Here is a 26,124-nt window from a genome sequence, read left to right as displayed (position 1 = left end):
TGTCCGACTGCTCAAACAATTGCGAAACAACGTGTCGCTCAGCCTGAGATGCTCCGGGGATTTGCTTATGCTTCTGCCGAATTAGTCGAAAGGGGAATGGCATAGCCTGCGCGGACCCTGAGACGGCTGGAAGGTATTGTCATAAGCGCTGCACGTGCGATACCGGTTTGCGCACCAGTCATAGGTGTCTTGGGTCGTATCTTGAATCGTATCGTCGCGAGTAGTCGGGTTGCGGTGGGGGCGGCGGCGGGCCAGGCGGTAACAGTAGTGGCGGTCCCAACGGAATAGGTAGAGGGACTTGCGCCAGGGCGATCGATGGACCTGCAAGCATAAATGACGCAGCGATGAGCAACTTCAGATTGTTCATGGAGATTACCTCAATTTTTCCAGCCTGGCACACGGCGGAGCTGATGCTTCCGAGAATTTCGACAGAGTTTCTGGTCCACCCAAGGCGGCTTAAACGGACGATCTGCCCGATCCCTAGCGACTGAATTTCAGATCCGGCTTGTCGCCATCCCAACCCTGAAGCCCTCCGGCAGCCTCGCGAAACCGAAGGCACTTCGTGCCCATCTTGCCGGAAAAGCACACTGTTTCGCCCTTGACCGCCCATGTGACGGACAGGGTGAACGGCATCGGGCCGCGCATGCTGCCGGTCCCGTCCTTCATCAGGGTGACCTTGAGAGTCTTGCCGTCCGGCGCCTTGGCGGACCAGGGATGCCCATCTGCAAGAGTAGCCACAACTTGCTGCGGAGACAGAAAAGCTTGTTCTTCCGCAGCAAACGTGGGGCGTGATGCGATGACGCCGACACACGCAGCTATAAGGCGAAGATTTACTTTCATTTTCCAGATTCCATCTTTTTTGAGTGGTCGGAGAATATTTAGCGAAACTGATGCTATTCTTTTGGACGCACCGTTATCTCTTGTTTGCGGTTAGGCGGTTTCTACTGGGTGGGCGCCGCACCCTTGTCGGTCCAGGCCGGTGGCAGGCCGAGCTGGTTGGCTGCCATGCCTTTGATACCCGGAGCTGCACCGAAAGCTTTGCACGCTTCGTATTTGGGACTACCGCCGAACGACGCACTGATTTTTTGCATCGACGGTATCGCCACCCCTTTGAAGGGATCTTGACCGGTGACCAGCATGCGGGTGAAGTCGGCACCAAATCCGGCTGACAAGGTGTAAGCATCTCCAACCTCTGAAACTCGAGCCTTGTTGGTGATCATGTTCGCGCCGCGCGACCAGAGCATCGCCGCTCTTTGCGATCCATCATGGCCGATTGCCTCGGCTTCTACTGAGAGCCCGCCGAGACCGATAGGAAGCCTGGGAATTGGAACGGGGAGCACCGCCGATGCGCCCAGGGACGCGACGGTAGAGGTTGCCGCCGCCGTCCGGTTGGTCGCGACGATACCGGTGACCTTGGCATGAACCGTGAGATCCGCCGGCTGGTTTGAAGCTACGACCTTGAAGCGATCGCTGAGGCCTATGCACAGCGCGCGGTCGATGGCGTTGGTAACGAGCGCCAGATCCGTTGCTTCAAAAGCGGCGCCGCCTATCTGCTGCGTCGTCGGCACAATGCGTACCGTCTTTGCGCTTAGGATCGCAGCCGAATCCACGCGCAATCTCGCATCGACCAGCATTCCCCCGGATGCCCTCATTCCCTCATACGAGGCGAGCGACGCTCCCTGCTTTAATGGGACGCTCGCGCAAGCGGCGACCAACGAGGACAGGATCACGCAAAGTACTGCTTGCGGAAATTTTCTTGATAACTGAAATCTGAAGGTCATCCACAATCTTCCGAACCGAATTCGCAGGCTCGGAATTTAGCGACATCAGCGTTAATCGCGGTAAAGGTGATGTAAAGTTGGGTAAAAGTTCGAGGCTGCCCATTGATCGTGACCGCAGCGCCACGAACCTTCCTGCGGCCCTGTGCTCAAAGACAGCGGAGTGGGTTCGACCGTCAGTCGAGCGTTACGCCGTTTTTGGGGATCTCGAGCGTGATCGCCAGGCCGCCGGCATCCGGCAGCGATGCGTGGACACGCCCACCATGTCGTTCGATCGCCTGCCTGGCGATCGCAAGGCCAAGACCATATCCACCTTGGGGACCTGCATCCTGTCCGCGGGAGAATGGCTGAAAAATTCGTTCGAGTTCGTCTTGCCTGACACCCGGCCCCTGGTCCGAAATACAGACCTTGAGGCGCTCCGCAGATGCCTCGCAATCAACTGTTATTTCCGAAAGCTCGGCCGTGTACTTAACGGCGTTGCGGACGATGTTTTCGAGCGCCCTGTAGATCAGTTCGCCCTCGACGTCGGCCAGGAATTTGCCGTCGACATTCGCTGTGATGGTAACCCCGCGCGCCTGCGCTTCGAATGCTGCATCACTCAGAATTTCGTTCAGGAGGTCGATCACATCAAGCGACTGCGTGTTGAGTGGCCTGCCGGAGTCGGCAGTCAGCCTCGCCAGCGTCAGGATTTCGCCCACCAGATCGTCTAGCCGTTCGACCTCCCGATCCATCCGGTCCAGCATGACATCGAGTTTTGCCGGGCTTTGCCGGAGAACACCGACGGCGGCCTGCAAACGGGACAGGGGCGATCGAAGTTCATGTGATACGTCGTGGAACAACTGCTGTTGTGCATCCTGAAGTTCCTGTAGCCTCGTCGCCGTGGCATCGAAGTCATGTGCAAGTGCGGTCACCTCGTCCTTTCGGCCGGCCATCTTGTCGCCGATACGAACATTGAAACGGCCATGGGCAAGCGCGCTCAAGCCGTCGCGAAGGTGTACGACGGGGCGAATGAGGTATCTTGCAAGTGCTGCCGCAGCTATCGCGCTCGAAACCAATACAGCGAGCCAAGGCATCCCCAGAGCAAGGTAGCCGAGGATGAAACTCGCTTGTCTCGGCACGGAGACCCAATAACAACTCCCATCTTTCAGGATCACTCTCGTCTCGCCCGCATTCATTTCTGCGCAGACACCGGGCTCAGCGGCCTTTGACATTGCCAGGCCAAGCGGCAGCGTTTCCTCGCTTGCAGTCACGAACTGTCGGGCAGCATCCTCCCCGTCATTTCGAAGCACGGTCGCGGTCAGATTCAAGACCATCTCCCGCCTTTGCTGTTCAAGTTCCTGAGCAAAGGGTTCCGTTTGCGAGAAATTGACGATCAGGATAATGACCCCGACGGTCGCCGCAAGCGCCAGCCAGATTATCGTAAAAAATTTCCAAAACAGCCGGGGCATGATCAGTCCAGAAGAAGTTGATAGCCCTGACCACGGACAGATTGGATCCATGATTGCCCATCTGCCCTTAGCCCGAGCTTCTGCCGGACGCTGCTGATATGGACGTCGATACGGCGATCGAACGGGGTCAATGGCTTTCCAAAGGCTCGTTTGGAAATGTCCTGCTTCGCCACGAGCTGGCCGGCGCTGCGGGCAAGCACTTCGAGCAGACTGAACTCCGTGCCCGTGAGTTCCAAAGGCCGTCCTTCCCACTCGGCGGCTCTGCTGCCTGCATGAATCACAAGCCGCCCGGCCTTCACGGCGTCGTTGGACGGGCCGCTTGTGGGTTGACCCGCCCGACGAAGGATCGCGCGCAATCTGGCAGCAAGCTCTCCCGGCGAGCAGGGCTTTGGCACATAGTCATCAGCACCGAGATTCAAGCCCGATATCCGATCGACGTCATCGCCTCTTGCGGTCAACATTAACACAGGGATCTGGCTAAGCTTTCTTATCCTTTGCAGAACTTCAATCCCGCTCATCCGGGGCATCATGATGTCGAGCACGATTATGTCCACGGAGTTACCAGCGGCGGCGGCAATGGCCGCGCGTCCGTCCGTGTCCGTCGCGACATCATATCCTTCTTCGGTCAGGTACTCCTGCAGAAGCGTGGTCAGTTCGACATCGTCGTCGATGAGGAGAACCTTGTTCATTTGTCTCGTCCGTCATTCATCCCTGCAGTCATACAGCATAAATGTGGCAGCGTGACCGAATTTTACCCAACTTAACACTAACTTGACCGCACTTAACGTTCGTCCGGCTATCTGAGAATGCGGTGCTTTCGGTCAAAGGCAGGAGCGCCCCGACCGGCATCTGCGCGGTTGGTCGAATGGACCCGTCCAACCCGAGCGGTGTGGGGAGAATGCACCGATGACTTGACCTAGGATTGTATCGTTGAGAAAACCGGCCATCCCACTTGCCGCCCTTTTCGGGGCGGCGCTCATACTACTTCCATTTCGCAGCGTTGCCGCGGATCAGCCCGAGGCGCCTGCCCTCACCGTCTCCCTGGCGATGCCGGCGCAGCGGGAGTGGCCGGAAACGGCCCCCGCGAGCGGCTGGCTGAAACCATGGCAAGAAGCGATCATCGCCTCCGAAACGAGCGGCCTTCGCATTACCGACGTTCTGGTCGATGTCGGCTCAGTCGTGAAAAAAGGACAGACGCTCGTCCAACTCTCGCAGGACAGCGTGCTAGCCGACCTCCGCAAGCAGGAAGCAGCGGTCAGGACCGCCAAGGCAAATCTGGCAAAGGCTGCGGCAGATGCCGACCGGGCGCGGCAACTGCGCCCGTCGGGTGCGCTTTCCAATCAGAATATCATCGAGCGGCTGACCACCGAGGAGACAGCGAAGGCAAGCCTCGAATCAGAGGAAGCCGCCCTCGAAAGCCAGAAGATCAAGCTCGGACAGACGACCATTACGGCCGTTGACGACGGGGTGATAACCTCGCGCTCTGCCGACCTCGGCACTGTCGTCGCCTCTGGCACCGAACTGTTCCGCCTGGTTCGCCAGCAGCGTGTCGAGTGGCAGGCGGAAGTTTCGGCGCGCTATCTTCCGCGCATCTCAGAAGGATTGAGCGTCGGCATCACCGGGCCGGATAGCCAACTCATTCAGGGTAAGGTGAGGCTCGTAGCCCCCTCGGTCAGCACCGGCACCGGCCGCGCCATCGTCTACGTCGCCCTCCCAACGGACGTTCGTCCGCGCGTCGGGCTTTATGTGACCGGCAATATCGAACTCCAGACCACTCCTGCCCTTACTGTTCCCGAGACGGCAATCGTGTTCCGCGACGGGATCAACTACGTCTTCGTGGTCGACCAGGACAAGCGCGCGCAAAGGGTTCGCGTGGAGACGGGCCGCCGCAACAACGGCGAAGTCGAGATCGTCTCCGGTGTAGACCAGCTATCGCAGGTCGTGACTTCGGGCGGAGCGTTCCTGTCCGACAATGCGCTTGTAAATATCGGGGAGGAAGGCTGATGAACTTCTCCGCCTGGTCCATCCACAATCCCGTACCGGCGATACTGCTGTTTGCGATGCTCACCGTCGGCGGGCTTCTGGCCTTTAAATATCTGCCGGTCCAGAACTTTCCCGATATGGATCTTCCGACCATCAGCGTGGTCGCCACGCTCGATGGTGCGGCGCCGACGCAGCTCGAGACCGAGGTTGCCCGCGTCATCGAGGACAATCTCGCCTCGCTGAGCCGTCTTGACCACATCACCACGACGGTGACTGACGGGAGCGTTTCAATCAGGGTCTCCTTCAAGCTGGAAAAAGACAGCGAAGAAGCCCTGAACGAGGTTCGCAATGCGGTGGACAGCGCGAAGGCCGATCTGCCGGCGCAGATGCAGTCGCCGAGCGTCACCAAGGTCACCGTGCAGAGCGCTGCGTTGGTGACCTATGCCATCCGTTCGACCCACCTCAACGAAACGGAGCTATCCTGGTTTGTCGACAACGACATGACCAAGGCACTCCTGTCGGTGCCCGGAGTGGGACAGGTCAGTCGCGTAGGCGGTATCGACCGTGAAATCCATGTCGACCTCGATCCGGCAACGATGGCGTCGCTGGGCGTTACGGCAGCCACGGTGTCTGCACAGTTGAAGTCGGTTCAGACGGATACGTCGGGGGGACGTGGTGAAGTCGGCGGCAACCGTCAGACGCTGCGCACGTTGGGCGCCGTGTCTTCGGTCGAAGACCTCCAAGGGCTCCGAATTCCCCTGGCCAACGGCCAGCAAGTTCGTCTCGACGATGTCGCAACCATCAAGGACAGTTATGCGGACCGGTCCTCGATGGCATATTTCGACGGACAGCCGGTCATTGCCGTCGAAATCAAGCGTTCGAACGGTTTCTCGGACACGGGCGTTGCCGCCAATGTCGAGGCGGCGATGAAGCAGTTCGCGGCCGCGCATACCAATGTGCAGATCGATGAGGCCTACAGCACCGTCGGGCCAATCATCGATAACTACAACGGCTCGATGCACATGCTGTTCGAGGGTGGGGTCCTTGCAATTGTTGTCGTCTGGCTCTTCCTTCGGGATTGGCGCGCGACGATCCTGTCGGCCGTGGCGCTACCGCTGTCGGTCATCCCGACTTTCCTCGCCATGTATCTGGCCGGCTTTAGCCTGAATATCGTGACGCTGCTTGCGCTCTCGCTGGTGGTCGGCATCCTCGTCGACGACGCCATAGTCGAGATCGAGAATATCGCCCGCCATCTCAAGATGGGCAAAAAACCGGTCGATGCCGCGCTCGAAGCGGCCAACGAAATCGGTCTGGCGGTCATTGCCACCACATTCACGCTGGTTGCAGTCTTTTTGCCGACAGCCTTTATGAGCGGTATACCGGGACTTCTCTTCCGTCAGTTTGGCGTCACCGCAGCCGTTGCGGTCCTCGCCTCGCTTGTCGTCGCGCGTCTGCTGACACCGATGATGGCCGCCTATTTCATGAAAGCCCAACCGCCGACAGAGGAGAAGGATGGCCGTATCATGCGCGCCTATATGGCCACTGCAAAGGCGGCTCTTAGGCACAGAAAGACTACGGTCTTCCTGACGGCGGCCGTAGTCGGGCTTTCGCTTTCCACCATCCCATTTCTGAAATCGGGCTTCCTGCCTGCTTCCGACGATGCGCGCACGCAGGTTACACTTACTCTGCAGCCCGGCGTTACCATCGAACAGACAGAGGCATCGGCCAGCAAGGCGGCGGATATCATCGGCAAGCTCGACGACGTCACGCATGTGTTCTCGTCAGTCGGTTCGGCATCCTCGGGTGGTGGTCCCGATGCTTCCACCACGAGCAACGTCGGCAGCGCCACGCTCGTCGTCTCCCTGACACCCATCGAAGACCGGGGTCGCAAGCAATCGGAGATCGAAAACGACATCCGGCGGGCACTCTCCGTTCTCCCCGGCATAAGGGTAGAGATTGGTGGCGGCGCCACAGGGACGAAGCTCGACATTACGCTTGCCAGTGACGATTCCACTCTCCTTGATGGTGTAAGCACGGCGCTTGAGGAGCAACTCCGGACACTCAGCGGTATCGGAGCGGTGACGTCTTCCGCATCGAGGCAGGCCCCCGAGATTCAGATAACTCCCGATTTCGCACGCGCAGCAGCCCTTGGGGTGACATCGAACGCAGTCGCCGAGGCAGTGCGCGTGGCAACAGGCGGCGACTACTCTTCCGCGCTGGCAAAGCTTAATCTGCAACAGCGACAAGTTCCGATCGTCGTTCGGTTCGCTCCAGAAACACGCACGAGCCTCGACGATATCAGGAACATCAGGGTGGTGGGAACGAACGGCAGCGTCGATCTCGGATCGATTGCCGACATTCGTATCAGCGGCAGTCCTTCCCAGATCGACCGCATCGACCGCATGCGCAACGTCACTCTTTCCGTCGAGCTCAATGGCCGAATTCTGGGCGATGTCAATCGCGAAGCACGCGCGTTGTCGGCTCTCCAGAACCTACCGGCGGGAGTGACCATCGTGGAGCAAGGCGAACTCCAGCGCAGTTCAGAGATGATGCAAAGTTTTGCTATCGCAATGGCGATCGGGGTGTTCTGTATCTATGCGGTTCTCGTGCTGCTCTTTCATGACTTCCTGCAGCCCTTCACCATCCTGATGGCGCTCCCGCTCTCGCTCGGCGGCGCGCTGCTACCGCTTGTTGTCACCGGAACCGCCTTCTCGATGTCGGTCGTCATTGGACTGCTGATGCTCATGGGCGTGGTGACGAAGAACTCCATCCTTCTCGTCGAATACGCGATCATGTCGCGCCGCCAGGGGATGTCCAGGTTCGATGCTCTCATCGACGCCTGTCACAAGCGCGCGCAGCCCATTGTCATGACTACCATAGCAATGGCGGCAGGCATGCTTCCGGTCGCGCTCAGCCTCGTGGGTGGCGACTCGAGCTTCCGCCAGCCGATGGCGATCGTGGTGATCGGCGGAGTGATGATGTCGACGCTTCTCAGCCTGATCGTCATCCCTGTCATCTTCACCTTCGTCGACGATCTGCTTGAGGCGTTCAAACGCCTTGTGCGTGGAGCCGGCTCACGCGATGAGACCCCCGATCGGGGGTCCATGCCTCCGACCATCGCGAGGTGATCCCCTATGAGCGATCTCGCCCAAAGAAAGAGTACTGTCAAGGATGAACGGTCCATGCGTAGCGCACTCGTCATAACGACTATCTTTGTCCTGATAGTCCTTGCATTCTCGAGCGTCTGGCTTCCAAAGCTTATGTGAACACAACATAACGCAATAGTTATTACTGAGACCGCATGCGATTGCGCGCGCTCCCGAGGAGTGTATACGGTGAATTTTGTTAACACCCACCCTATTGGAAAGAGTTATTATTTTACAATAATACTTATTATGTTATTTATACTTGCAGGCTGCACTACGAGACCAGGGGCAGAAACCCTTGTTCCTGTGTCGGCCACGACACCGGGAGCAAGATTGGTCAACGTTCTCGTTGCCACCGACCGGGCACCGGATGGCCCGGAGCAGATCGGGTATGGCAGTGGTCGGGCAGCCCTACGCTATGAAGAGCTGACCGTCTCTGTCCCCCCAGGTCACCAGCCGGGACGCATCGAGTGGTCTCGATCTCGATCACATGACCCTGCGGCTAGTTTCGTTGTTGTGCAGCGCCAACGACTGGACGAGGCTGCATTCAAGCTTCGCGTTGCGGAGCATTCGAAGGGAACAGGCCTTACAGGTGTCTTCGTGCATGGCTACAATTACAGCCTTCAAGAGGCAGTGTTTCGCGTCGTGCAATTGGGCGCAGATGTCAAAGGTGTGACGACTCCAATTCTGTTTTCCTGGCCGTCGGATGCAGCAGTTGCCGGCTATATTGCCGACCGCGATGCCGTTATGTATGCCCGAGATGATCTGGCACACGTTCTCAACGTCCTCAGCACCGTTCCAACAAGCCGAAAAATCGGCGTGATCGGCCACAGCATGGGTGGGTGGTTGGTTATGGAGACCTTGCGTCAACTTCGCTTACAAGGACAAAACGAGGTGATTGCAAGACTTGAAGTAGCTCTCGCCGCACCTGACATCGACATTGACGTATTTCGCAGGCAACTAGACGTGGTCGGCCCCCTTGAGCCACCGCTGACACTCTTTGTGTCGACAGATGATCGCGCCCTTGACGTTTCGAGACGACTGGCAGGCAACCGCCCACGGGTTGGTGCGGTCGATGTAACCGATCCCAAACTTCAGGAAGCGGCGCGACAAGTTAACGTACGAGTTATCGATATCTCATCCGTTAATGCAAGTGATCCGTCCAAACACGATCGCTTTGTCTATTTCACCGCGATGGAAGGTCAACGCCTGAGGGACGGTGCAGACATGCTCGGATCTCTACAGAAGACCGGCGCCTATGTCTTCAACGCAGCCGGAGCCACGATCTCAAGTCCATTTACGCTGGCTGGACGGGTTATCTCCGAACAATGATTGCGGTATTCGAATGTCGACGACAAAGCCGCACGTTACGATCACTCGCTCGGCATTGACCAAGGGCAACTCGCTGAGCTGGCAAAGGTCTCCCTGCCCGACCACTAACGAATGGAACTGCGGAGTGCCCATGTCCAACTACCTCATCATAGAACCATCTGCTCTGAACTCATTGCCCGCTTTGCGTCTGCTCGACATGGATAATCAGCCTGCGTTCTCCTCCGATCATGCGCGCAACTCCGTACGGGTGCCGATCGAGGTCTGGGAGGCCACGGCGAAAGCCGGAGAGACTTCTTTCGAGAACATAACCTAATGGGATCGCACCATTGGCGAGTTCGGCGCCGATGGTGATGTGCCGGCGGGCGCTTCAGTGACGCATAATACAAAGCTTGGCGAACCGTGGCTTTCCCATGCCGAAGGTCATCGCGGCATCATCCGCCGTTTCGGACGATTTCCGCAGCGCAACCCGATGCTTGGGCGCGAGACAATGCGGGAGGAAGCCGCGTTCCTGTGCGATGGGGGCTTTCGCGGATAGAGGCACGGTCGCTTGAACGACACGGCCAGGACAGCAGCAGGAGGAAACTGAGTACGGATCAAGATTAGGGGGTGATTGACGATATGACAGGTTTTCTAGTCCTGCAGGTGCAAGCAGCCATTTACTTCATCGCCATGGCGGCCATCTTTTATTTCAGGACGGCGATCGGGATCGGGGTCTTCTATTGCGTTCTCGGCGCGATGCATTTCCTCGAGACCTACCTAGCGGCAGTCTTCTTCATCGAGCTACCTTTCGGGCTAATCTCGCCGGGCTCGACGGTGATGTTCACGGGCAAGCTCGCCTTCTTTCTGCTGCTCTACATAAAGGAAGATGCCGAGAGCATGCGCCAGCCCGCTTACGGGCTGTTGATCGGCAACATCCTGATGGTGGTGCTGGCGATGATCCTGCGCATCTACAGCGAACCCGCAAGTCTGCCGGGCTACAATCCGGACCTTCGCTTTCTCGACCAGATCGGGTTCCTGATGATCTGGGGCACCGTACTGCTTTTCGTCGATCTGATTGCCCTGGTCGTCGTCTACGAGCGGATCGGCGCGCTGATCACCAACACGGTTCCGGGCCAGATATTCCTGAGTCTGGCAATCGTGCTGAGCTTCGATCAGATCTTCTTCTATGCGGGGCTTCATCTCTTGTCCGGCGTCCCGCTCTCGGCATTGTACGGTGGCTGGATCGCCAAGATCGCCGCCGCCGGATTTTTCAGCCTCATGCTGACACTCTATTTGCGCTTCGTCGAGACAAGCGCCATTCGTACTCTCCTGCACGACGCCGTCGATGTTTTCGATCGGCTGACCTATCGTCACCGCTACGAAAAGCTGGTCGAGCGGATCGGCAGGGACGCCCTGACCGGAGTGCAGGATAGGGGACGGTTCGAGACGAAAGGACCTGCAATGGTGCAGGCCGCCTTGCGAGCGGAGCTGTCGGTCAGCCTGATGATGATCGACATCGACCACTTCAAGGCGATCAATGACCGGCATGGGCACCCGCAGGGTGACAAGGTCATCCGGAAGGTGGCGGATACGATCATGCGCACCAAGCGCGAGGCGGACGAGCTATTCCGCTATGGCGGTGAGGAGTTCGCACTGCTCTGCCCCGAGGCGCCGCCGGGGGCGATGGCGATGGCGGAGCGCTTCCGCGAGGCCGTGGCAGCCGTTTCGCATTCCGGCCTCGACCGGCACGTCACCATCAGTATCGGTATCGCCACCTTTCCGGCGGGTGCGAAGGATTTTCGCGAGCTGCTGATGCGGGCTGACGCCGCGCTCTATGAAGCGAAGGCACTCGGGCGTAATAGGGTGTTCATTGCGACCGCAGCAGGACAGCGACCCATGCCGTGACTATCCTGGAGCATTTCAAGGGCGGCTCATCCGCCTAGACGTTCCGCTGAGGTGGCGTCGGTTGGGCTGTACCACAGTTTGGCATAAAGTGGCGTAACCGGCCGAGCGGGATCGGTCCTGCGGCAGATCGCGGTCGAACATCGGAAAAGGTCGCCGCCTCCTTGTCCTGACAACCAACCTCGACACTCAGCGCCCCATGGTAGATTTTCGCCGATATAATCCGGTTCATTGGGTAGACTCCTGTTCGCTCTCACGCGGTATTCTGAACCAAGTGACGTAGAGAGCGGGCAGGAAGAGCAGCGTCAGAACCGTTCCCACGATGATGCCACCCATCATGGCATAGGCCATCGGACCCCAGAATATCTCCCGGGAAATCGGAATAAGCGCCAAGGTGGCTGCGGCCGCGGTCAGCATGATCGGCCGCATGCGATGCTCGGTCGCTTCCACCACGGCTTTCCATGGCGGCACTCCGGCACTTCGCAACTCCTCGATCTGCACGATCAGGATGACGGAATTTCGGATCAGTATCCCGATGAGGGCCAACACGCCCAGCAGCGCAACGAAACCGAGCGGCGCGTTACTGAGAAGCAGCGCCGCGACGACGCCGATGAGTGCCAGCGGGGCAACCGAGAAGACCAAGAACATCCGATGGAAGCTTTGGAGCTGGATCATCAGAAGCGTGGCCATGGCGAAGAGCATCAGCGGTGCGACGGCGACAATGGGACCGGTGGCCTCGCCGCTTTGCTCGACGGATCCACCAACCTCGACGGAATATCCCGTAGGCAAATTTTTCGTGAAGGATTCGACCTTGTCGGCCAGAGCTGTCACGATGGTAGCCGGCTGGGTCGCGTCTGTGACCGCAGCCTTGAGCGTGATGGTCGGAACCCGGTCGCGCCGCCAGATCGTTGGTTGTTCAAGTTCGTAACGGAACCTAGCGACGGATGACAGCGGGATGGTCTGGCCGCTGCTGCCTGCGAGCTGCAGGTTGAGCAGCGTGTCGATCGATCCGCGCTCCCTGGCTTCGGCTCGGCCAATGACGTCCACCAGATAGATGTCGTCCCTGACCTTGGTGACCGTCTCGCCTTCGACAACGCCATTCAGTGCCGAGGCGATATCCTCTGAGGACACGCCGAGTTGACGGGCCTTATCCTGAAGCACGTCGATCTTAACGACCCGAGCCGGTTCGTTCCAGTCGAAGGCGAGATTACTAAGACGCGCATCCGAGCTGACGATAAGGCCCAGTTTCTGCGCAACGTCGCGGACAGTCTGGATGTCCGGACCGGATACACGATACTGAACCGGCTTGCCGACCGGCGGCCCGATATCGAGAAGTTTCACATTGGCGTCGGTGCCTGGGAAGGTTTTTTGCAGATAGGCCTGCAAATCCTGCCTGAGCTTGTCGCGGGCCTCGAGGTTTTTGGTCACGATGACAGTCTGCCCGAAGGAGACGGTCGACGGCTGAACGTCGAACGATAGAATGAACCGCGGCGCACCGGTTCCCACATAGGTCGACCAGTGATCGATATCGGGATTGTCGGCAAGTTTCTCACGTTCGAACTGAGCCATCTGGCGATCTGTCTCGGCGATGGAACTGTTTTGCGGAAGATTCCAATCGACTATCAGCTCGGGCCGATCGGAACTCGGAAAGAATTGCTGCTGCACCAGCGACATGCCGCCGAGTGAGCCGGCGAAGGCAAGCATGGTCGCTGCGATTGTCAGCCAGCGCCACCGCAGGCAGAACAGGAGCATGCGCGAGAAGGCTCTGGCAAACCATCCCTTGTGCTCGGCATGTTTCTTCATCGTTTTCGGCAGGATCGTCACGCCGAGAAGCGGCGTGAACAGGACCGCAACAATCCAGGAAACGACAAGCGATACCGCAATGACGACGAACAGGGTGAAGACGAACTCACCGGCGCTGCTCTTGTTGAACGCCACGGGTATGAAACCCGCCACGGTGACGAGCGTGCCGGTGAGCATGGGAAAGGCCGTCGAGGTGTAGACGTAGGTCGCGGCCTTTCTCAGGCTGTCACCTACCTCCAGCCGCGCCACCATCATTTCGGTGGCGATCATGGCGTCATCGACCAGAAGGCCAAGGGCGATAATCAGCGCCCCAAGCGAGATGCGCTGAAGCGAAATCCCCGTGTAAAGCATCACCAGGAAGGTGATGGCGAGGACGAGCGGGATGGAGATCGCCACCACCAGCCCGGCTCTCCAACCAAGGCTGATGAAGCTGATGACAAGCACGATGGCGACCGCCTCGAACAAAGCGTGCGTGAAGCCCGACACGGCCTCGTCCACAACGGCTGGCTGATCAGACACCCGTTTCACGGATGCGCCGGCCGGAAGTTCCTGAGCGATCAGATGCACCGTCTTTTCGAGCGCTTCACCAAATTCCAGGAGGTTGCCGCCCGCCTTCATGCCGACTGCAAGAGCAATCGCCGGCTTGCCGCTGAAGCGGAACAGGGAGGTCGGCGGATCCGCATAGTCGCGCGTGATCGTGGCGATATCCGTCAGCGGAAAGAACCGGTCGTTGACGCGCAGATTGATCGCCTGCAGGGTTTCCTCGGAGACGAAGCTGCCACCGACACGCAGGGCAACACGTTCTGGCCCGGCCTCGACGAAGCCGGATTGGGTAACTGCGTTCTGGGCCTGAAGTGTTGAGACGATTTCGGAACGGCTGATGCCGAGAGCGGCCATCTTGCGGGTGGAGAATTCGAGATAGATCACCTCGTCCTGTGCACCGACGATATCGATTTTGCCAACATTCGGGACCGTGAGGATTTTCGTACGGGCATCTTCCACGAGGTCGCGCAAATGCCTTTGGCTCAATCCGTCCGCCGAGAAGGCGAAGATATTGCCGTAAACATCGCCAAACTGGTCGTTGAAAAACGGGCCGACCACGCCGGATGGCAAAGTGCCCTGGATGTCGGCGACCATGTCACGCACACGCGACCATGTGGGGGTGACGTCGCGCGCCTTGGTCTCCGGCAACAGGTCGACGAAGATCACGGTCTGACCTGCGGTGGTGAGGCTGCGTGTATGATCGAGATTGTCGAGCTCCTGCAGCTTCTTTTCGATACGGTCGGTGACCTGCTTAGTCACCTCTTCCGCGGAGGCGCCCGGCCACTGGGCCTGGATCACCATCGTCTTGATGGTGAAGGAGGGATCTTCTTCACGGCCCAGATTCATGTAGGCAAAAATGCCCGCGAGAGAGAAGGCGATCATGAAGTACCAGATGAGGGAGCTATGCTCGAGCGCCCAGTCCGAGAGGTTGAATTTTTTCACGGGCGCGGTTCCTTTTCAGATTTGACCTTCTGTCCGTCCCAGAGTTCGTTTACACCGGCGACGACAACATCTTCGCCCTCCCGCAAGCCCGACAGGACCCGAACGTCCGAGGTATCTGCGCGCTGGAGATCGAGATGAACTGGCCGCGAGGAAATAGTTTGCTTCGCCGGATCGATGACCCAGACGCTGTTGGCACCGTCCTTCGCCAGGACTGCTGAAGAGGGAAGCAAAATTACGCTTTCCAGACGGGCGCTTACTGCGGACGCTGTCACGACCGACCCGAGCCGAAACACTTCGGGAGCGTCTTCAACGGCGATCTTCAGGCGGTAGGTACGGGTGTCGCTATCGGCCTCGGGTGCAATCTCGCGCAGAATGCCGGGAGTGCGGAGCGTGTTGTCGAGCTGGAGAGCGATGTCGAACCGCGTTCCCAGGCGCATCGCACCAAGCAGGGTCTCCGGAACATCGACTACCACGTCGCGTTGTCCGAGCTGCGCCACCTTGATGACGGATTGACCGGCCGTGACAACCTGCCCGATTTCAGCCGATGTGGCTGTCACGACACCGTCGAACTCGGCTTTCAACTGCGCGTAGCCGAGTTGCTCGCGAGCTTTATCGAGACTGGCCTGTGCTTTGGCGACGCCGGCCTGTGCCGACTTCAGACCCTGTCGGGCCAGCTCCAGATCGGCGACACTTCCGGCATTGGTGGTGGCAAGCGTCTGCTTACGCTTTTCCGTGACGTCGGCGTACTGAAGCTGTGCCTGTGCATTGCGCAGGTCCGCCTCAAAGCCTGTTACGACGAGTTGGAGAGCGAGGGGGTCGATTTCGGCCAGAACGTCTCCGTTGTGAACCAAATCGCCAACCTCGACCTTGCGCGAGATAACTCGGCCCAAGGTCCGAAAGGCCAGATCGGTTTCGATTCGCGCCTGCACAACGCCGGCGAAGCTCGTTACCACCGGCGGCTCGGTCTTGACGACGACCGACTTGACTAGGCGCGGCGCGATTTCAGGGCTCGCTTGGACCGTCTGGTTGTCGGCAATCAAAACAAAAGTCAGTCCGAGCGCGGTCCCGGCGAATAACACCACCGGCGCGGTGGCAAATATTGAAAGGCGTGTCATATTAGTTGAGCTCCCAAGCCACCGCTCGGCCGTCTTCGAGAAACTTTCCACCCTGCGTGACGACAAGATCGCTGGAACCGATCCCGCCGGTTACGACGACGTCGCCGGTCCGGTAGCGGGACACGGTGATTTTGCGGATCGAAGCGGAGTGATTTTTTGTGTCTATGACCCATACAGCGGGTTCGCCCCCGGCCGATGTCATGGCGCTTGACGGCAGGATGAAGCCCTCCTGCGGCGGAGAACGGAATTCCCCGACCACAGGAGTGCCCAGAGGCCACTGTGCGTCGTGCGGAAGCGCGACCTTCACCCGGATCGTTCCGGCTTTCGTGTCTATGGTCGGAGAAATTTCCCTGATCGTTGTCAGCGCATTGCGCGTCCGGTCGCCGACCGGCGCGACATCGATTTCAGTTAACGGCCGACCATCCAGGAAGAAGGACTCGAAGACGTTGAAAACAGCCTCTCGCGGGCCGTCGTGAGCGAGCGTAAAGGCCGCCTGCGCGGCGGAAACGACTTGCCCGACTTCGATGTTGCGGGCGGTGATGACCCCATCCGCGTCGGCCTTGAGTTCCGTATAGGACAAGGTGTCGAGCGCGGTTGCGAGTGACGCTTCGGCCGATTGCAGGGAGGCTTGTGCGGTCAGCATTTCGCTTTGCGCCTGATCGTAGGTCGAGCGCGAGATTGCGCGCGTTCGCAACAGCGCCTCGTACCGCTTGAAAGCTAAAGTTTTCTGCTCGATCGTCGCCTTCGCCGAATCGAGCCCAGCCCGAGCTATGCTTACATCCGCCTTCTGCTCGGAGTTATCGATGCGCGCGAGCACGGCCCCCTTGGACACATGCGATCCTATGTCCGCGCAGCGTTCGATGACCTTCCCCTCCGTACGGAACGAGAGACTGGTCTGTATCCGAGCCTTCACCTCGCCGGTAATTTCAGCGCTTGGCTGGTAACGTGTCTGCGAGACGATAAAGGCGCGCACTTGCAGAGGCGGAGCCGTACGGTCTTCAGCCCTGGCGCCTTGGCTGGCCAGTGCGAGCGAGGCAAAAGAAAATACGATTGATCGGAAGAGGTGCATGGGCGTCGTTACCGATTTGCAATTATGAGAACGGTGAGCTAATATCACTGACTATCGGGTTAGTCAATGAATTCGAGCACGCGAACCCACGACACAAGAGGGCAGAAAAAATGATCGGAAAAACCGGAAGAAAAATCACGCGCGCGGAACAGAAGGCGCGACGACCCCAGGAGATACTGGAGGCCGCGTTCGAAGAATTCACCGCAAATGGCTATACCGCGACGCGCCTGGAAGACGTGGCCGCCCGCCTGAGCGTCACCAAGGGTACAATCTATCTCTACTTCCCGACCAAGGACACACTCTTCGAAGCGATGATCCGGCACATGTCGGCACCGTTCGCCGATCTTCGCGCTTCGGTTGCGATGCTGGAAGGGTCCTGTTCCGATCGCTTGCGCGCCTTGTTGCGCCTTACCTACACGACAGTCGGAAGCGACAGAAAGATGCGGGAATTGCTGCGTCTGTCATTGGCGGAAGGAGCGCGCTTCCCGGAGATCGTTGACCGGCACCACGACGAGTTCATTGCACCCATGCTGGACGCCGTAGGCGCCCTAATCAGCCAAGGGATGTCGTCAGGAGAGTTTCGTTGGGCGCCTGCAGCAATCATGGCCGAGGTAGTGGTGAGCCCAATCCTTCAGACGACGGTGCTACGCCTGATGTTCGCGGATCGGCGAACATTCGACGACGCAGCCATCATCGAGGCCCACATTGATCTTGTTCTCAACGGCCTCTTGCCACGTCCTACCGGCTAGACGCTATCAATCACTTTCGCGGAATGAAAAGCACAGTAGATGCCTGGATTGAAAGTGATCGGGTATTGCTTGACCCTAAGTTCTGAGGATCGTGGGCATGTGCGAGTCAACGTTTCGAACGTGCGCCACCTTCGGAGGGGCAATACTCAGCCGAAACCGTTAGCCTCCGATAGAAATTTGATGGTGCGGGCGGCCGGGGTCGAACCGGCACCCCTCTCGGAACTGGATTTTGAATCCAGTCCCTAAAGGATGCACCGGGACACCAAATCCGCCGTTTTATATCCGGGACCAACACACCCTTCTACTACGACAAGTAGCTCCGCCCATAACGATCGTGATCAAGTCTTTCATGTGCGGGTCACAACGTTATCTGAGGCTACCCAACATGACCGATCAGAAATATTTCACACCAGAGGAGGTCACAGAGCGCTACCGCGGCACGATTTCAGTTGGTACGCTTCGAAACTGACGATCTATGAGGATCGGTCCCGCCTTCGAGAAAGTGGGCAAGTCAGTTCTCTATTCCGCCAACGAACTTGAAGCCTGGGATCGGAAGAATGTGGTGACGTGACGTGCGTCAAAACGACTCGGGCTGAGAGACGGGGGTCAACGATGATAAATACATGGCTTGAAGATAGGATATGTCGAATGTTGCCTGGGGGCCAATCCCCTCATACAGTTCGATCAGACGTTGTGCGAGCTTTGGATGTTCTGCTTGTTCAAGCTGCTCAAAACTTGTGGCGCTTAATAAATTTTTTAAAGTAATACCGTCAGCAAGAGTAAATGGCATTAATGTCGGCCAAGAATGGCATCGATCCTCAAACCTAGCTCGTCAACTTCAATCTCACCAGCAATGTACGCATCAAACACCGGCTGGCATGCTTGGTTCGGACGAAGTCCTTCCATTGCGTTTGAACGAAACGCACGGCGAACGATCTTGCGACGGCGCTCCATTTCTTCCGCAGTGATTGCCGGGGTATTTTGCTTGAGGGCGTGAGCCATAATGTTTCCTCTTAAATGTTAAATGGCGAGCATCCTTCGGCTCATTCAATCTCTTATAACATCAACCTACTTTGGCTGACGCGCAACACGGTGATAATACTTGTCGCGCGTGATATCGCCAGCCACATAACCTACTTTCGCCTCTTCCGGGAAATAGTCATGCACATAGCCAGCCCATCTATTGCACGGGCCTGATCAGCTGCGCGTTTTCCCTTGGCTACTGCTTCTGCAGACCTATCTGGCCGAGAGGCAAAAACACTCATCCACATATCTCCTCTCGAGATTGACCCTAGCATGAAAAGCCACGAAAAGCCAGCAATAGTGGGGTTTTATCGCCTTTTGCACGATGAAGAAGCCTGCCTTAAAGATCATGCCCGCCATCCAATGACTGGGTAATATTCTGATGCAGGCTCATTGCTCGCAATTGCCAATTTGCCCGACTATCGCTGGCCTGAACCTGTTGTAACAGAGTGGTCACATGCTCTGCCACTACAGGATCAAGGGTTGCAACCATACGGTTAAACCGCTCGCTTTCGGTGGGACTGGCTTTAAACGCGCCAAATCGCTCGTTGATTTCAGTCAGAAGCCCGCTAATTTCCATCCGCGCTTTTCGGCAATCGTCACTGTTGAGCAACTTCGCCATGTCGGTCTGATGATCATGCAATTTGCTGATGAACCTTTTCGTCCTCGCCGACAAATCAGCAATCGGCGTTTGCATCTTGTCGCGGAAAGCCTCTTCCTGTCGGGTCAGGTTGGCTGTGAGAGTAGTGTAACATCGCGCGTAATCGTCAAGCGAACTTGAGACAAATCGCAAGCCAGCCAGAGCCGCCTGCCGTGCTTCGTTTGGTCGGCCAAAGATTGATGTCTTACCTAATAACTCTCCAAAATCCTGGGGTCGTATTTCCATGTCAGCCAGATGCTTGCCAATTGTGCCACCCTGTTGCACGTGGCTGATAAAAAGATCAGCAACATTCCCATGATCGACAAAGCACTTGGCAAAGTCCTGTCGCACCGTGCGTTCGAAACGCTTGGCGTCCGGATCAGCCAAAACCAGACGCGATACGGTTTCCGGCACACTCTGATTAAAGACGGTGAGTGCCGGTATCAGCGGCTTATCCGGTACATGCCATTGGTCCCAGTCCCTCTCATAATCGGCAAGAATCCGATCCTCTTTTCTGTCAGTGAGAACAACACTGGCAATCTCAACCTGGCTGACAAAAATGCTTGCACGCGACAAATAATGCAGCTTTGGCCAATCCTGCTCGATCCTAGCCCAATCGACCTCAGAGAACTGCGACAGGGCAAGTGCAAGCTTCGCTGGATCAAACTCAGCACCAGCAGCGACAACAGTCGCAGGCGGCAACACTTCGCGTAGCTGTTCCAAATACTGCCTGACATCGGCTGCACCGTGACCGTCATTGATGGCATTGCGGCAAGACAAAGCGGCACTCGTCCGAGCACTTTTGCTATCCACACGCTCGGCATGATCAAGGCTCTGCTGCAGCCGCGCTGCGACCTGTCGGACACGATCTGACATCTCAGGATAGCGACGACCAGAAACCACTGGCGGCAGGTGCCGACGCGAATTGGAGGGCGACGTTAGAGGGTGGTCATTCACAATACCCGGCACCTGTGTTGGCTGTTGTACCCGTTGCGATTGCTGTTTAGGAAGCAGTTTGTGTCCAACAGATTGCAAGCGGCTCACGACCGTCTCAAGTCGCCTCTTCCAGTGGCTGACAATGTTCTGAAGTGCGTAACGCCAATCCTGATCTGTTCCGATATCGCGCCGCTCCATGAAGGAACGTAAGGCATCGCCATAATCCTGCGTGTTACGATGCAAAAACGTAACGTCCTTTTGCCGATCACGTGAGAGTGCCTTGGAGAAACCCGCCCTGTCGCCAAACTCTTCCAAATTCACATAGATGCGTAAATCGTCACGATGACGGGTCAGAGCAACATAAGTGAGCTGTGCATCCATCGTCTTCGATGCATAGACAAATGTCTGACCGACCGTCTTGCCTTGCGACTTATGAATGGTCTGCGCGTAACCATAATCAATGGCATTGTAGCGCTGTGTACTGAATTCAACGATTGAACCACTATCGGTTTCAATCGTCAAAACGCCTGTTTTGGACTGATAATCCGCAATAAAGCCGGTCGAGCCGTTTCGCAACCCGGTTTCAAAATCTCCTTCGAGACAAATGATCTTCTCACCAATCGAAAAACTCCTGTGGCCCTTGCTGGTCGTAACGTCGAACCCGTTCTGCAGCGCCCCTTCGGACTTAAGCTCCATCCGCGCAAGCACGTTCAATGCATCGACGTCCACATTGCGATGGCTCAGAATAAGGGCATCATTGCCTGCCCGCCAGCTCTCGCACCATTCCTTGATGAGCGAGGTTTTGGCTTGTGCTTCATCACGTGAATAAACAATGTTGCCAAGAGCATTATAGACATAAAGCGCATCTTCGGCCTTGCCATTGGCGAGCATTAAAGACGCATTACGGTGATGATCATTGTGCTGACGAATGATGCCGGTCAGTTCCCGATAGCCGACATAATCCGCGATACCACGAAACGCAGCCCCTGACATAATGGGTTGTAATTGGCGATGATCGCCAAGAAGAATGAGCTTGGCATCGGCTTTCTGCACATGTTCAATGATCATCCGCATCTGATCTGTGGACACCATGCCAGCTTCATCAAGCACAAACACGTCGCCGCTTTGCAGCAGCCGTTTGCCTCGAGCCCAATTCACCTCCCAGGAGCGAATGGTTCGACTGCTAATTCCGCTCGATTGCTTCAAACCATCGACAGCAACACCCGCCAGAGCTGCACCAAAAACCCGAGAGCCATTGGCTTCATAGGCTTGCCGAACAACATTCATAACTGTCGATTTACCCGCCCCGGCATAACCAACAATCACCGAAATTCCCGCACGATCCGTCGCGTATCGGATTACCGCAGTCTGCTCATCGGAAAGTGCTAAACCGGCCTGACGTTCACAGACAGTTCTCGCCTTGCTGACGCGATTTTCAGAGACATAGAATGTGTCGCTCTCGTCAAGTTTACCGACACTCTCGATGATGCTGTGTTCATTCTCAAACACCGCACGCGTGGTATAGATTGCTGGACGGACTTCCTTATCTGTGACCGGATCATAAACCGGCGCACAGATCGCAATCAGATTTTCTGAAGCACCGATGCGCAGCTTCACTCTCTGAAACGCCTCGCGACTGTCGGTATATCTAAACACCTCCCGCGCAACATCCTTATCAGTAAACACTGAGTGTTGTGTGGTCAGTTTCTGCAAGATCAGTTCCGGGTTCTCCAGTACTGATTGCGCGTTGAGTGCCGCAATTTGCTTGTTGCGCTCAACGCGGTCCGAAGTTCCCCCACTTGCATGAATTACGTTGGCCGCAACCCCGACATGCTCTGTTGGAATGAGCGCCAGCCCTTGTTCCTCATATGAGCGATGATCAACGAGGACATCAAAGCCGTGCAGCGCCAGATGCTGGTTTTGGATATCTGCCCAGGCCACGCGCATGTCCTTTAATTCAGGCTTGCCGATTCCAAAGCGCGCATAGTCGATCTTGCCGCCCTCACCGCGTCGGACCTCCCCACCCTCGTCAAAGATCGGCTGCAACACCTTGCCAAAGCCAGTCTCTGTCAACGGCCGTGTCTGGACCATGATATGAACATGCGGATTATTCGGCACATCATGATAGGCCCAATCGGCAACTAGTCCACGTGATGTCAAACGCTCGGCAACGAAAGCGCGTACCAAATCAATATTCTGCTTAACGCTCAGTTCCAGCGGCAATGCCATTTCAATTTCATTGGCATAACGCGAATTCGCTCTCACATTGAGATGTTCGACCTGCGACCAGAACTTTTGTGATGGCTGATCACCGGAGAGTAACAACAACTCTTCAATCCACCGTGGCGCATTCTGAGGTATCGCAAACTCTGTGTGAGCGACGTGAGACTTCTTCGAGAAGTCTTTCCATTCCCCTGTCGCTTCATTCAGGATCGTGGCACCGCGACGATAGGCGATCGCGGCAACGGCACTTTGTCCCCTAGCTGCACTGATCTCCTGAACGCGTAAATGATAGATCGCCATGGCAAGCAAAATAAGAGATCACGAAGCTTCGCGGTATCGCAAGACAGCGTCCCCAATTTAAAGCCATGCAGTTTTGCAAAAAACTGCTAAGTGCGCCCTTAGCGAACCGGGCTCGCTTCGCTCGCGACGGTTCCGGGACTGGTGCACTGGGGCGGCCCGCAATGAAAGATATAGTACAGAGCGCCACCCATCCACCAAAGGTACAGAGGCAAGCCGCCAGTAGGGTGGTTCGCCGTGATCCGAGCACAAGATCGTCAGCCGAATGACAACAGCGCAGACAACAAACTCTCGTACTGAAAACGTGGATTTTTCCGTGACCTTTACGTTCGGGTGGAACCCTCGCCGCTACATTAGCTTCTAAGCACGATCGAGATGGTCGTTTAGGGCGCATCGAGCGCACCTTAACGACCGACCTTCGCCAGCCCTACAGCGTCATTTGAGTTACGCGGGCTGTCTTCGGTTATCGGCGCTCTATTCTGCAATGTTTCACCATTTTCTAGGGAATGAACAATCGATTGTTTATCTCTAAAATCAAGGCCTCCACTGTTTCAAAACAAAGGAAGTCTCAGTAATGGCACGATTGAAAACCAACAAATCCGTTTCGCAGATTAAGGCAGAAATTGAGCGTCTCAACGCCGAACTTGAAGCCGCAAAGACCATTCAGGCACAGAATATCGGTGCGCTCGCAATCGATGCAGGCCTAGCAGATGTGCCGTTATCTGATCTTAAAAATGCCTTTGGAGAACTGGCTACACGATTTCGCGCCGATGCAAATCAGTGAGCTGTCGCGGCTTAAAAACAGGCTCCTTCGACAGAAAGGCAGATTGTCGATGCTGAAAAAATCTGATCGTTCCAAAGATGCACATGAGAAAATCCAGCTGGGCGGTCTCGTCGTCAAGGCGGGGCTGCGTGAGGCCGATAAAGCCTTTTTGCTTGGCGTCCTCGTGATGGCTTCCCAGCAATTGCACGACGAAGTTTTTGTCCGCGACATGACGGCTCTCGGCAAACAAGCCTTTGCCCATGATTGAAAAAGAACCCGCTCCCCCGTGGGGCGCGTATCTGTTTATCGGTACGTCACTCACGCTTATTTCAATCGGCGCTTTTGTCTTCGGCTATTTGTTTCGCAACTGGCCGCAAGCGCAGACACAGCTCTCATTTGCTGAGGGCTTGTCCTGCTATCTGCCGCATTATCCATCGCATTGCGCTGCTTTGATTGCCGATCACCGCGGCATTCCACCGGCAAAAATGCTCAATTATCAGATCATTATTGCGTCCCCGATGATTGTGCTTGTCGGGCTGGCTTCATCTATATTCTGGTATCATTTTATGCGCATGAGACCGCGCATAGTGCTAAGCGGTCTGTCAGTTGGCACCATGCGAGACTTGCTTGCTGCTGCGCGGATAGAACAGAAATCCAGCAAATTCCCAGATGTGCCGGGCTTGCATATGTTCAACGGCTGGCATCTTTCATTGAACCGAGAAACACGGCATTTCAATATTATCGGTGCGATTGGCGGCGGCAAAACCATTCTCATGACAAGGCTTATTCATGCAGCCGTTAAGCGCAATGACAAACTGCTGATCTTCTGCCAGAAAGGCGATTACACAAAGATCGTGCCGCAGAATGCTGTGAACGGGGTGAAGCATAGTCCGATCTTACTTGCCCCAACTGATTGCCGCTCAGCCGTCTGGAATATCGCAGCCGATCTGGTCGTTTCTCAAGAAGCCATCGAGCTTGCCAATCGACTTGTGCCGGAATCAAGCAACCGCTTTTTCTCCGATAGTGCGCGTGCGATCCTATCCGTTTGCATTATCAAACTGATGGCAACCAAACCGAAGCGATGGACCTGGGCCGATCTGCTGGAAGAAACCCGCAAGGACAATGACACGCTTCTCGCCACCGCCTTAAAATACGGGCGCGGTGCCAATCTGTTTCTTGAAGCTGATTTCCGACAGCTCATGTCCACGCGAGGTACGCTTGAAGCGCATATGGGCATGCTCAATATGCTTGCTGCTGCCTGGCCGAGTTATGAGAGTAAAACACTGTTTTCCATCCGTGAATGGCTGCAGGACAAAACAAGTTTCGGCTCCGTCATCATTCGCCATGATGGACAGTTCTCCGCGCTGTCCGATGCATGGATTTCCGCGCTTTATGCCATTGCAATCAACACTGTCACTGACAGCAAATCGCTCAATGACAATGATCTGCGCCGGATCTGGTTCTTTCTCGATGAATGGGCGCAACTGCCACATATTCACCAATTCCAGACTTTCGTCACAGTCGGCCGTTCCAAAGGTGTTTGCGTCGTATTAGGCCTTCAAGATGCAGCACAGGTCTCCGAAAAATACGGGCAGGATGCTTTAAAAACCCTGATGGCGAGCGTCGGAACCACCATCATGGTTCAAGTCAATCATGGTGAAACTGCACTAACGCTGGAACGCTACTTCGGCAAATCCACCTATACGGAATGGAAGCGCAAACCGCTTGGGAGCCAGGGCGGTATGCAATGGGCCGATCAGCGCTTTGAAGAAGCGCCGTTTAAATCCACCGAATTCAGCTCACTGCTCGGAACCGATAAAGACGGCGTGCGCTGTCTGGTCTCTGGCGTCGGCCAATATCTTTATAAGATCGCAGTACCGCTCGATCCAAAATACGCAACCGAATATAGACAAGCGTCCGCACCTGCAGAATGGACGACAACATTCAAGGTCGATGGAACTCTCAGCACCGATACAGAGATTGAGGCTTATATCGCCGCAGTCAAGCAACGACAAAAGCCGCAATAAACGTCGATCGGTGTTCGCCAATAACAGCGGATAGAGATCGTAAAATTATCAACCTCACTGGCTTTTAAATAAAAATGGTCTGGCCGGATTAATCCGGCCAAAACCGTTTACGCTTTGAGCTCCGCCATCTTCTGCGACAGCGTCCACAGTGCTTTGTTCAGCCTGATATCCTGATCGATGCCATTAACAGCACGGGATTTAACACGGCGCGGGCGGCCGCATGCATCACGGCTCATGCCACGTAATCCGCCCTTTAAGCAGTTTTCTTGCACAGTGTTAAAAACCGTCCACAGATCGTTTGCCTTGTCATCATGGCGGCGCGGGATGAGAAGTTGAGCGGGTTTGATGGGTGTACGGGTTACGCCCTCTGCATTGCCAAAACGCAGCATGTGTGCGGCATCGGCAAAGATCGCCTGCTCATCTCGG

Annotated in this window: 21 protein-coding genes and 1 pseudogene; 10 read left to right on the top strand and 12 right to left on the bottom strand. The window is 56.5% G+C overall.

The genetic code is table 11. The features are described 5' to 3' along the window. Positions 1 to 81: 81 nt before the first annotated feature. The 5 genes and pseudogenes from QSJ70_RS25870 to QSJ70_RS25850 form a co-directional block, all read right to left on the bottom strand. Positions 82 to 177 (bottom strand): annotated as a pseudogene (locus tag QSJ70_RS25870) (BA14K family protein); the annotation flags it as partial. Between the two features lie 303 nt (positions 178 to 480). Continuing rightward, entirely contained in the window at positions 481 to 840 is a 360-nt protein-coding gene (locus tag QSJ70_RS25865; protein ID WP_285540899.1) for a hypothetical protein, read from the bottom strand. Positions 841 to 941: 101 nt separating this feature from the next. After that, on the bottom strand, positions 942 to 1,781 hold the full coding sequence (locus tag QSJ70_RS25860) for a DUF3313 domain-containing protein (RefSeq protein WP_285540898.1): 840 nt from the start codon (positions 1,779 to 1,781) through the stop codon (positions 942 to 944). 173 nt (positions 1,782 to 1,954) lie between these two features. After that, positions 1,955 to 3,226 (bottom strand): HAMP domain-containing sensor histidine kinase, encoded by a 1,272-nt coding sequence (locus QSJ70_RS25855; protein ID WP_285540897.1) that lies wholly within the window; start codon positions 3,224 to 3,226, stop codon positions 1,955 to 1,957. 2 nt (positions 3,227 to 3,228) lie between these two features. Then, positions 3,229 to 3,915, bottom strand: a complete 687-nt coding sequence (locus QSJ70_RS25850; protein WP_285540896.1) for a response regulator — start codon at positions 3,913 to 3,915, stop codon at positions 3,229 to 3,231. 241 nt (positions 3,916 to 4,156) lie between these two features. Here QSJ70_RS25850 and QSJ70_RS25845 point away from each other — a divergent pair, with 241 nt between their 5' ends. The 6 genes from QSJ70_RS25845 to QSJ70_RS25820 all read left to right on the top strand — a co-directional run bounded on the left by QSJ70_RS25845 (position 4,157) and on the right by QSJ70_RS25820 (position 11,571). Then, on the top strand, positions 4,157 to 5,230 hold the full coding sequence (locus QSJ70_RS25845; protein ID WP_285540895.1) for an efflux RND transporter periplasmic adaptor subunit: 1,074 nt from the start codon (positions 4,157 to 4,159) through the stop codon (positions 5,228 to 5,230). Then, positions 5,230 to 8,337: an efflux RND transporter permease subunit gene (locus QSJ70_RS25840; RefSeq protein ID WP_285540894.1), complete on the top strand. Its 3,108-nt coding sequence runs from the start codon at positions 5,230 to 5,232 to the stop codon at positions 8,335 to 8,337. Before QSJ70_RS25845 ends, QSJ70_RS25840 begins: the two co-directional genes overlap by 1 nt. A 351-nt stretch (positions 8,338 to 8,688) precedes the next feature. After that, positions 8,689 to 9,687: an alpha/beta hydrolase gene (locus QSJ70_RS25835; protein WP_285540893.1), complete on the top strand. Its 999-nt coding sequence runs from the start codon at positions 8,689 to 8,691 to the stop codon at positions 9,685 to 9,687. Between the two features lie 130 nt (positions 9,688 to 9,817). Continuing rightward, positions 9,818 to 10,000 carry a hypothetical protein gene (locus QSJ70_RS25830; protein WP_285540892.1) on the top strand — a complete coding sequence of 61 codons (183 nt, stop codon included), beginning with the start codon at positions 9,818 to 9,820 and terminating at the stop codon, positions 9,998 to 10,000. Positions 10,001 to 10,057: 57 nt separating this feature from the next. After that, on the top strand, positions 10,058 to 10,222 hold the full coding sequence (locus tag QSJ70_RS25825) for a DUF924 family protein (RefSeq protein ID WP_502871725.1): 165 nt from the start codon (positions 10,058 to 10,060) through the stop codon (positions 10,220 to 10,222). Between the two features lie 83 nt (positions 10,223 to 10,305). Then, positions 10,306 to 11,571 (top strand): GGDEF domain-containing protein, encoded by a 1,266-nt coding sequence (locus QSJ70_RS25820; RefSeq protein ID WP_285540891.1) that lies wholly within the window; start codon positions 10,306 to 10,308, stop codon positions 11,569 to 11,571. A 225-nt stretch (positions 11,572 to 11,796) separates the two neighbouring features. Here the strand turns inward: QSJ70_RS25820 and QSJ70_RS25815 are convergent, their stop codons facing one another. The 3 genes from QSJ70_RS25815 to QSJ70_RS25805 are packed head-to-tail and all read right to left on the bottom strand — an operon-like array spanning position 11,797 to position 17,040. Next, entirely contained in the window at positions 11,797 to 14,856 is a 3,060-nt protein-coding gene (locus QSJ70_RS25815; RefSeq protein WP_285540890.1) for an efflux RND transporter permease subunit, read from the bottom strand. After that, positions 14,853 to 15,971, bottom strand: coding sequence for an efflux RND transporter periplasmic adaptor subunit (locus QSJ70_RS25810; protein WP_285540889.1), 1,119 nt, complete (start codon positions 15,969 to 15,971; stop codon positions 14,853 to 14,855). The genes QSJ70_RS25815 and QSJ70_RS25810 overlap by 4 nt, the downstream gene beginning before the upstream one ends. A 1-nt stretch (position 15,972) precedes the next feature. After that, positions 15,973 to 17,040 (bottom strand): efflux RND transporter periplasmic adaptor subunit, encoded by a 1,068-nt coding sequence (locus QSJ70_RS25805; protein ID WP_285540888.1) that lies wholly within the window; start codon positions 17,038 to 17,040, stop codon positions 15,973 to 15,975. 110 nt (positions 17,041 to 17,150) lie between these two features. Here QSJ70_RS25805 and QSJ70_RS25800 point away from each other — a divergent pair, with 110 nt between their 5' ends. Next, positions 17,151 to 17,789 carry a TetR/AcrR family transcriptional regulator gene (locus tag QSJ70_RS25800; RefSeq protein ID WP_285540887.1) on the top strand — a complete coding sequence of 213 codons (639 nt, stop codon included), beginning with the start codon at positions 17,151 to 17,153 and terminating at the stop codon, positions 17,787 to 17,789. Between the two features lie 577 nt (positions 17,790 to 18,366). Here QSJ70_RS25800 and QSJ70_RS25790 read toward each other — a convergent pair. The 3 genes from QSJ70_RS25790 to traA form a co-directional block, all read right to left on the bottom strand. Beyond that, complete coding sequence (locus QSJ70_RS25790) at positions 18,367 to 18,579, bottom strand: hypothetical protein (protein WP_285540886.1); 213 nt, start codon at positions 18,577 to 18,579, stop codon at positions 18,367 to 18,369. Then, positions 18,579 to 18,791, bottom strand: a complete 213-nt coding sequence (locus QSJ70_RS25785) for an antitoxin VbhA family protein (RefSeq protein ID WP_285540885.1) — start codon at positions 18,789 to 18,791, stop codon at positions 18,579 to 18,581. The genes QSJ70_RS25790 and QSJ70_RS25785 overlap by 1 nt, the downstream gene beginning before the upstream one ends. Positions 18,792 to 19,152: 361 nt before the next feature. Continuing rightward, a complete protein-coding gene (traA, locus tag QSJ70_RS25775) occupies positions 19,153 to 22,911 on the bottom strand; it encodes a Ti-type conjugative transfer relaxase TraA (protein WP_285540884.1) in 3,759 nt (1,252 codons plus the stop codon). A gap of 571 nt (positions 22,912 to 23,482) precedes the next feature. Between traA and QSJ70_RS25770 the strand changes: the two genes are divergently transcribed. From QSJ70_RS25770 to QSJ70_RS25760, 3 genes are read left to right on the top strand one after another with little or no spacing between them, the layout of a single operon-like run. Next, complete coding sequence (locus QSJ70_RS25770) at positions 23,483 to 23,692, top strand: TraC family protein (protein WP_215780744.1); 210 nt, start codon at positions 23,483 to 23,485, stop codon at positions 23,690 to 23,692. A 49-nt stretch (positions 23,693 to 23,741) separates the two neighbouring features. Then, on the top strand, positions 23,742 to 23,939 hold the full coding sequence (gene traD / locus QSJ70_RS25765; RefSeq protein WP_285540883.1) for a conjugal transfer protein TraD: 198 nt from the start codon (positions 23,742 to 23,744) through the stop codon (positions 23,937 to 23,939). Continuing rightward, positions 23,932 to 25,698 carry a type IV secretion system DNA-binding domain-containing protein gene (locus QSJ70_RS25760; protein WP_285540882.1) on the top strand — a complete coding sequence of 589 codons (1,767 nt, stop codon included), beginning with the start codon at positions 23,932 to 23,934 and terminating at the stop codon, positions 25,696 to 25,698. Before traD ends, QSJ70_RS25760 begins: the two co-directional genes overlap by 8 nt. 107 nt (positions 25,699 to 25,805) lie before the next feature. Here QSJ70_RS25760 and QSJ70_RS25755 read toward each other — a convergent pair. Then, on the bottom strand, positions 25,806 to 26,124 hold a 319-nt coding region (locus QSJ70_RS25755; RefSeq protein ID WP_285540881.1), incomplete at its 5' end, for a DUF932 domain-containing protein.

This window comes from Brucella sp. NBRC 12950 (assembly GCF_030268145.1).
In the GTDB taxonomy this organism is placed as follows: domain Bacteria; phylum Pseudomonadota; class Alphaproteobacteria; order Rhizobiales; family Rhizobiaceae; genus Brucella.
This window is presented reverse-complemented; position numbering and strand designations above follow the sequence as displayed.

What these genes read in the sequence shown, in the direction of transcription:
- QSJ70_RS25865 (WP_285540899.1), bottom strand. Translation starts at nt 840, where the DNA reads ATGAAAGTAAATCTTCGCCTTATAGCTGCGTGTGTCGGCGTCATCGCA.
- QSJ70_RS25850 (WP_285540896.1), bottom strand. Translation starts at nt 3,915, where the DNA reads ATGAACAAGGTTCTCCTCATCGACGACGATGTCGAACTGACCACGCTT.
- QSJ70_RS25830 (WP_285540892.1), top strand. Translation starts at nt 9,818, where the DNA reads ATGTCCAACTACCTCATCATAGAACCATCTGCTCTGAACTCATTGCCC.
- QSJ70_RS25805 (WP_285540888.1), bottom strand. Translation starts at nt 17,040, where the DNA reads ATGCACCTCTTCCGATCAATCGTATTTTCTTTTGCCTCGCTCGCACTG.
- QSJ70_RS25810 (WP_285540889.1), bottom strand. Translation starts at nt 15,971, where the DNA reads ATGACACGCCTTTCAATATTTGCCACCGCGCCGGTGGTGTTATTCGCC.
- QSJ70_RS25785 (WP_285540885.1), bottom strand. Translation starts at nt 18,791, where the DNA reads ATGGCTCACGCCCTCAAGCAAAATACCCCGGCAATCACTGCGGAAGAA.
- QSJ70_RS25840 (WP_285540894.1), top strand. Translation starts at nt 5,230, where the DNA reads ATGAACTTCTCCGCCTGGTCCATCCACAATCCCGTACCGGCGATACTG.
- QSJ70_RS25770 (WP_215780744.1), top strand. Translation starts at nt 23,483, where the DNA reads ATGGCACGATTGAAAACCAACAAATCCGTTTCGCAGATTAAGGCAGAA.
- traD (WP_285540883.1), top strand. Translation starts at nt 23,742, where the DNA reads ATGCTGAAAAAATCTGATCGTTCCAAAGATGCACATGAGAAAATCCAG.
- QSJ70_RS25855 (WP_285540897.1), bottom strand. Translation starts at nt 3,226, where the DNA reads ATGCCCCGGCTGTTTTGGAAATTTTTTACGATAATCTGGCTGGCGCTT.
- QSJ70_RS25800 (WP_285540887.1), top strand. Translation starts at nt 17,151, where the DNA reads ATGATCGGAAAAACCGGAAGAAAAATCACGCGCGCGGAACAGAAGGCG.
- QSJ70_RS25820 (WP_285540891.1), top strand. Translation starts at nt 10,306, where the DNA reads ATGACAGGTTTTCTAGTCCTGCAGGTGCAAGCAGCCATTTACTTCATC.
- QSJ70_RS25790 (WP_285540886.1), bottom strand. Translation starts at nt 18,579, where the DNA reads ATGCCATTTACTCTTGCTGACGGTATTACTTTAAAAAATTTATTAAGC.
- QSJ70_RS25760 (WP_285540882.1), top strand. Translation starts at nt 23,932, where the DNA reads ATGATTGAAAAAGAACCCGCTCCCCCGTGGGGCGCGTATCTGTTTATC.
- traA (WP_285540884.1), bottom strand. Translation starts at nt 22,911, where the DNA reads ATGGCGATCTATCATTTACGCGTTCAGGAGATCAGTGCAGCTAGGGGA.
- QSJ70_RS25860 (WP_285540898.1), bottom strand. Translation starts at nt 1,781, where the DNA reads ATGACCTTCAGATTTCAGTTATCAAGAAAATTTCCGCAAGCAGTACTT.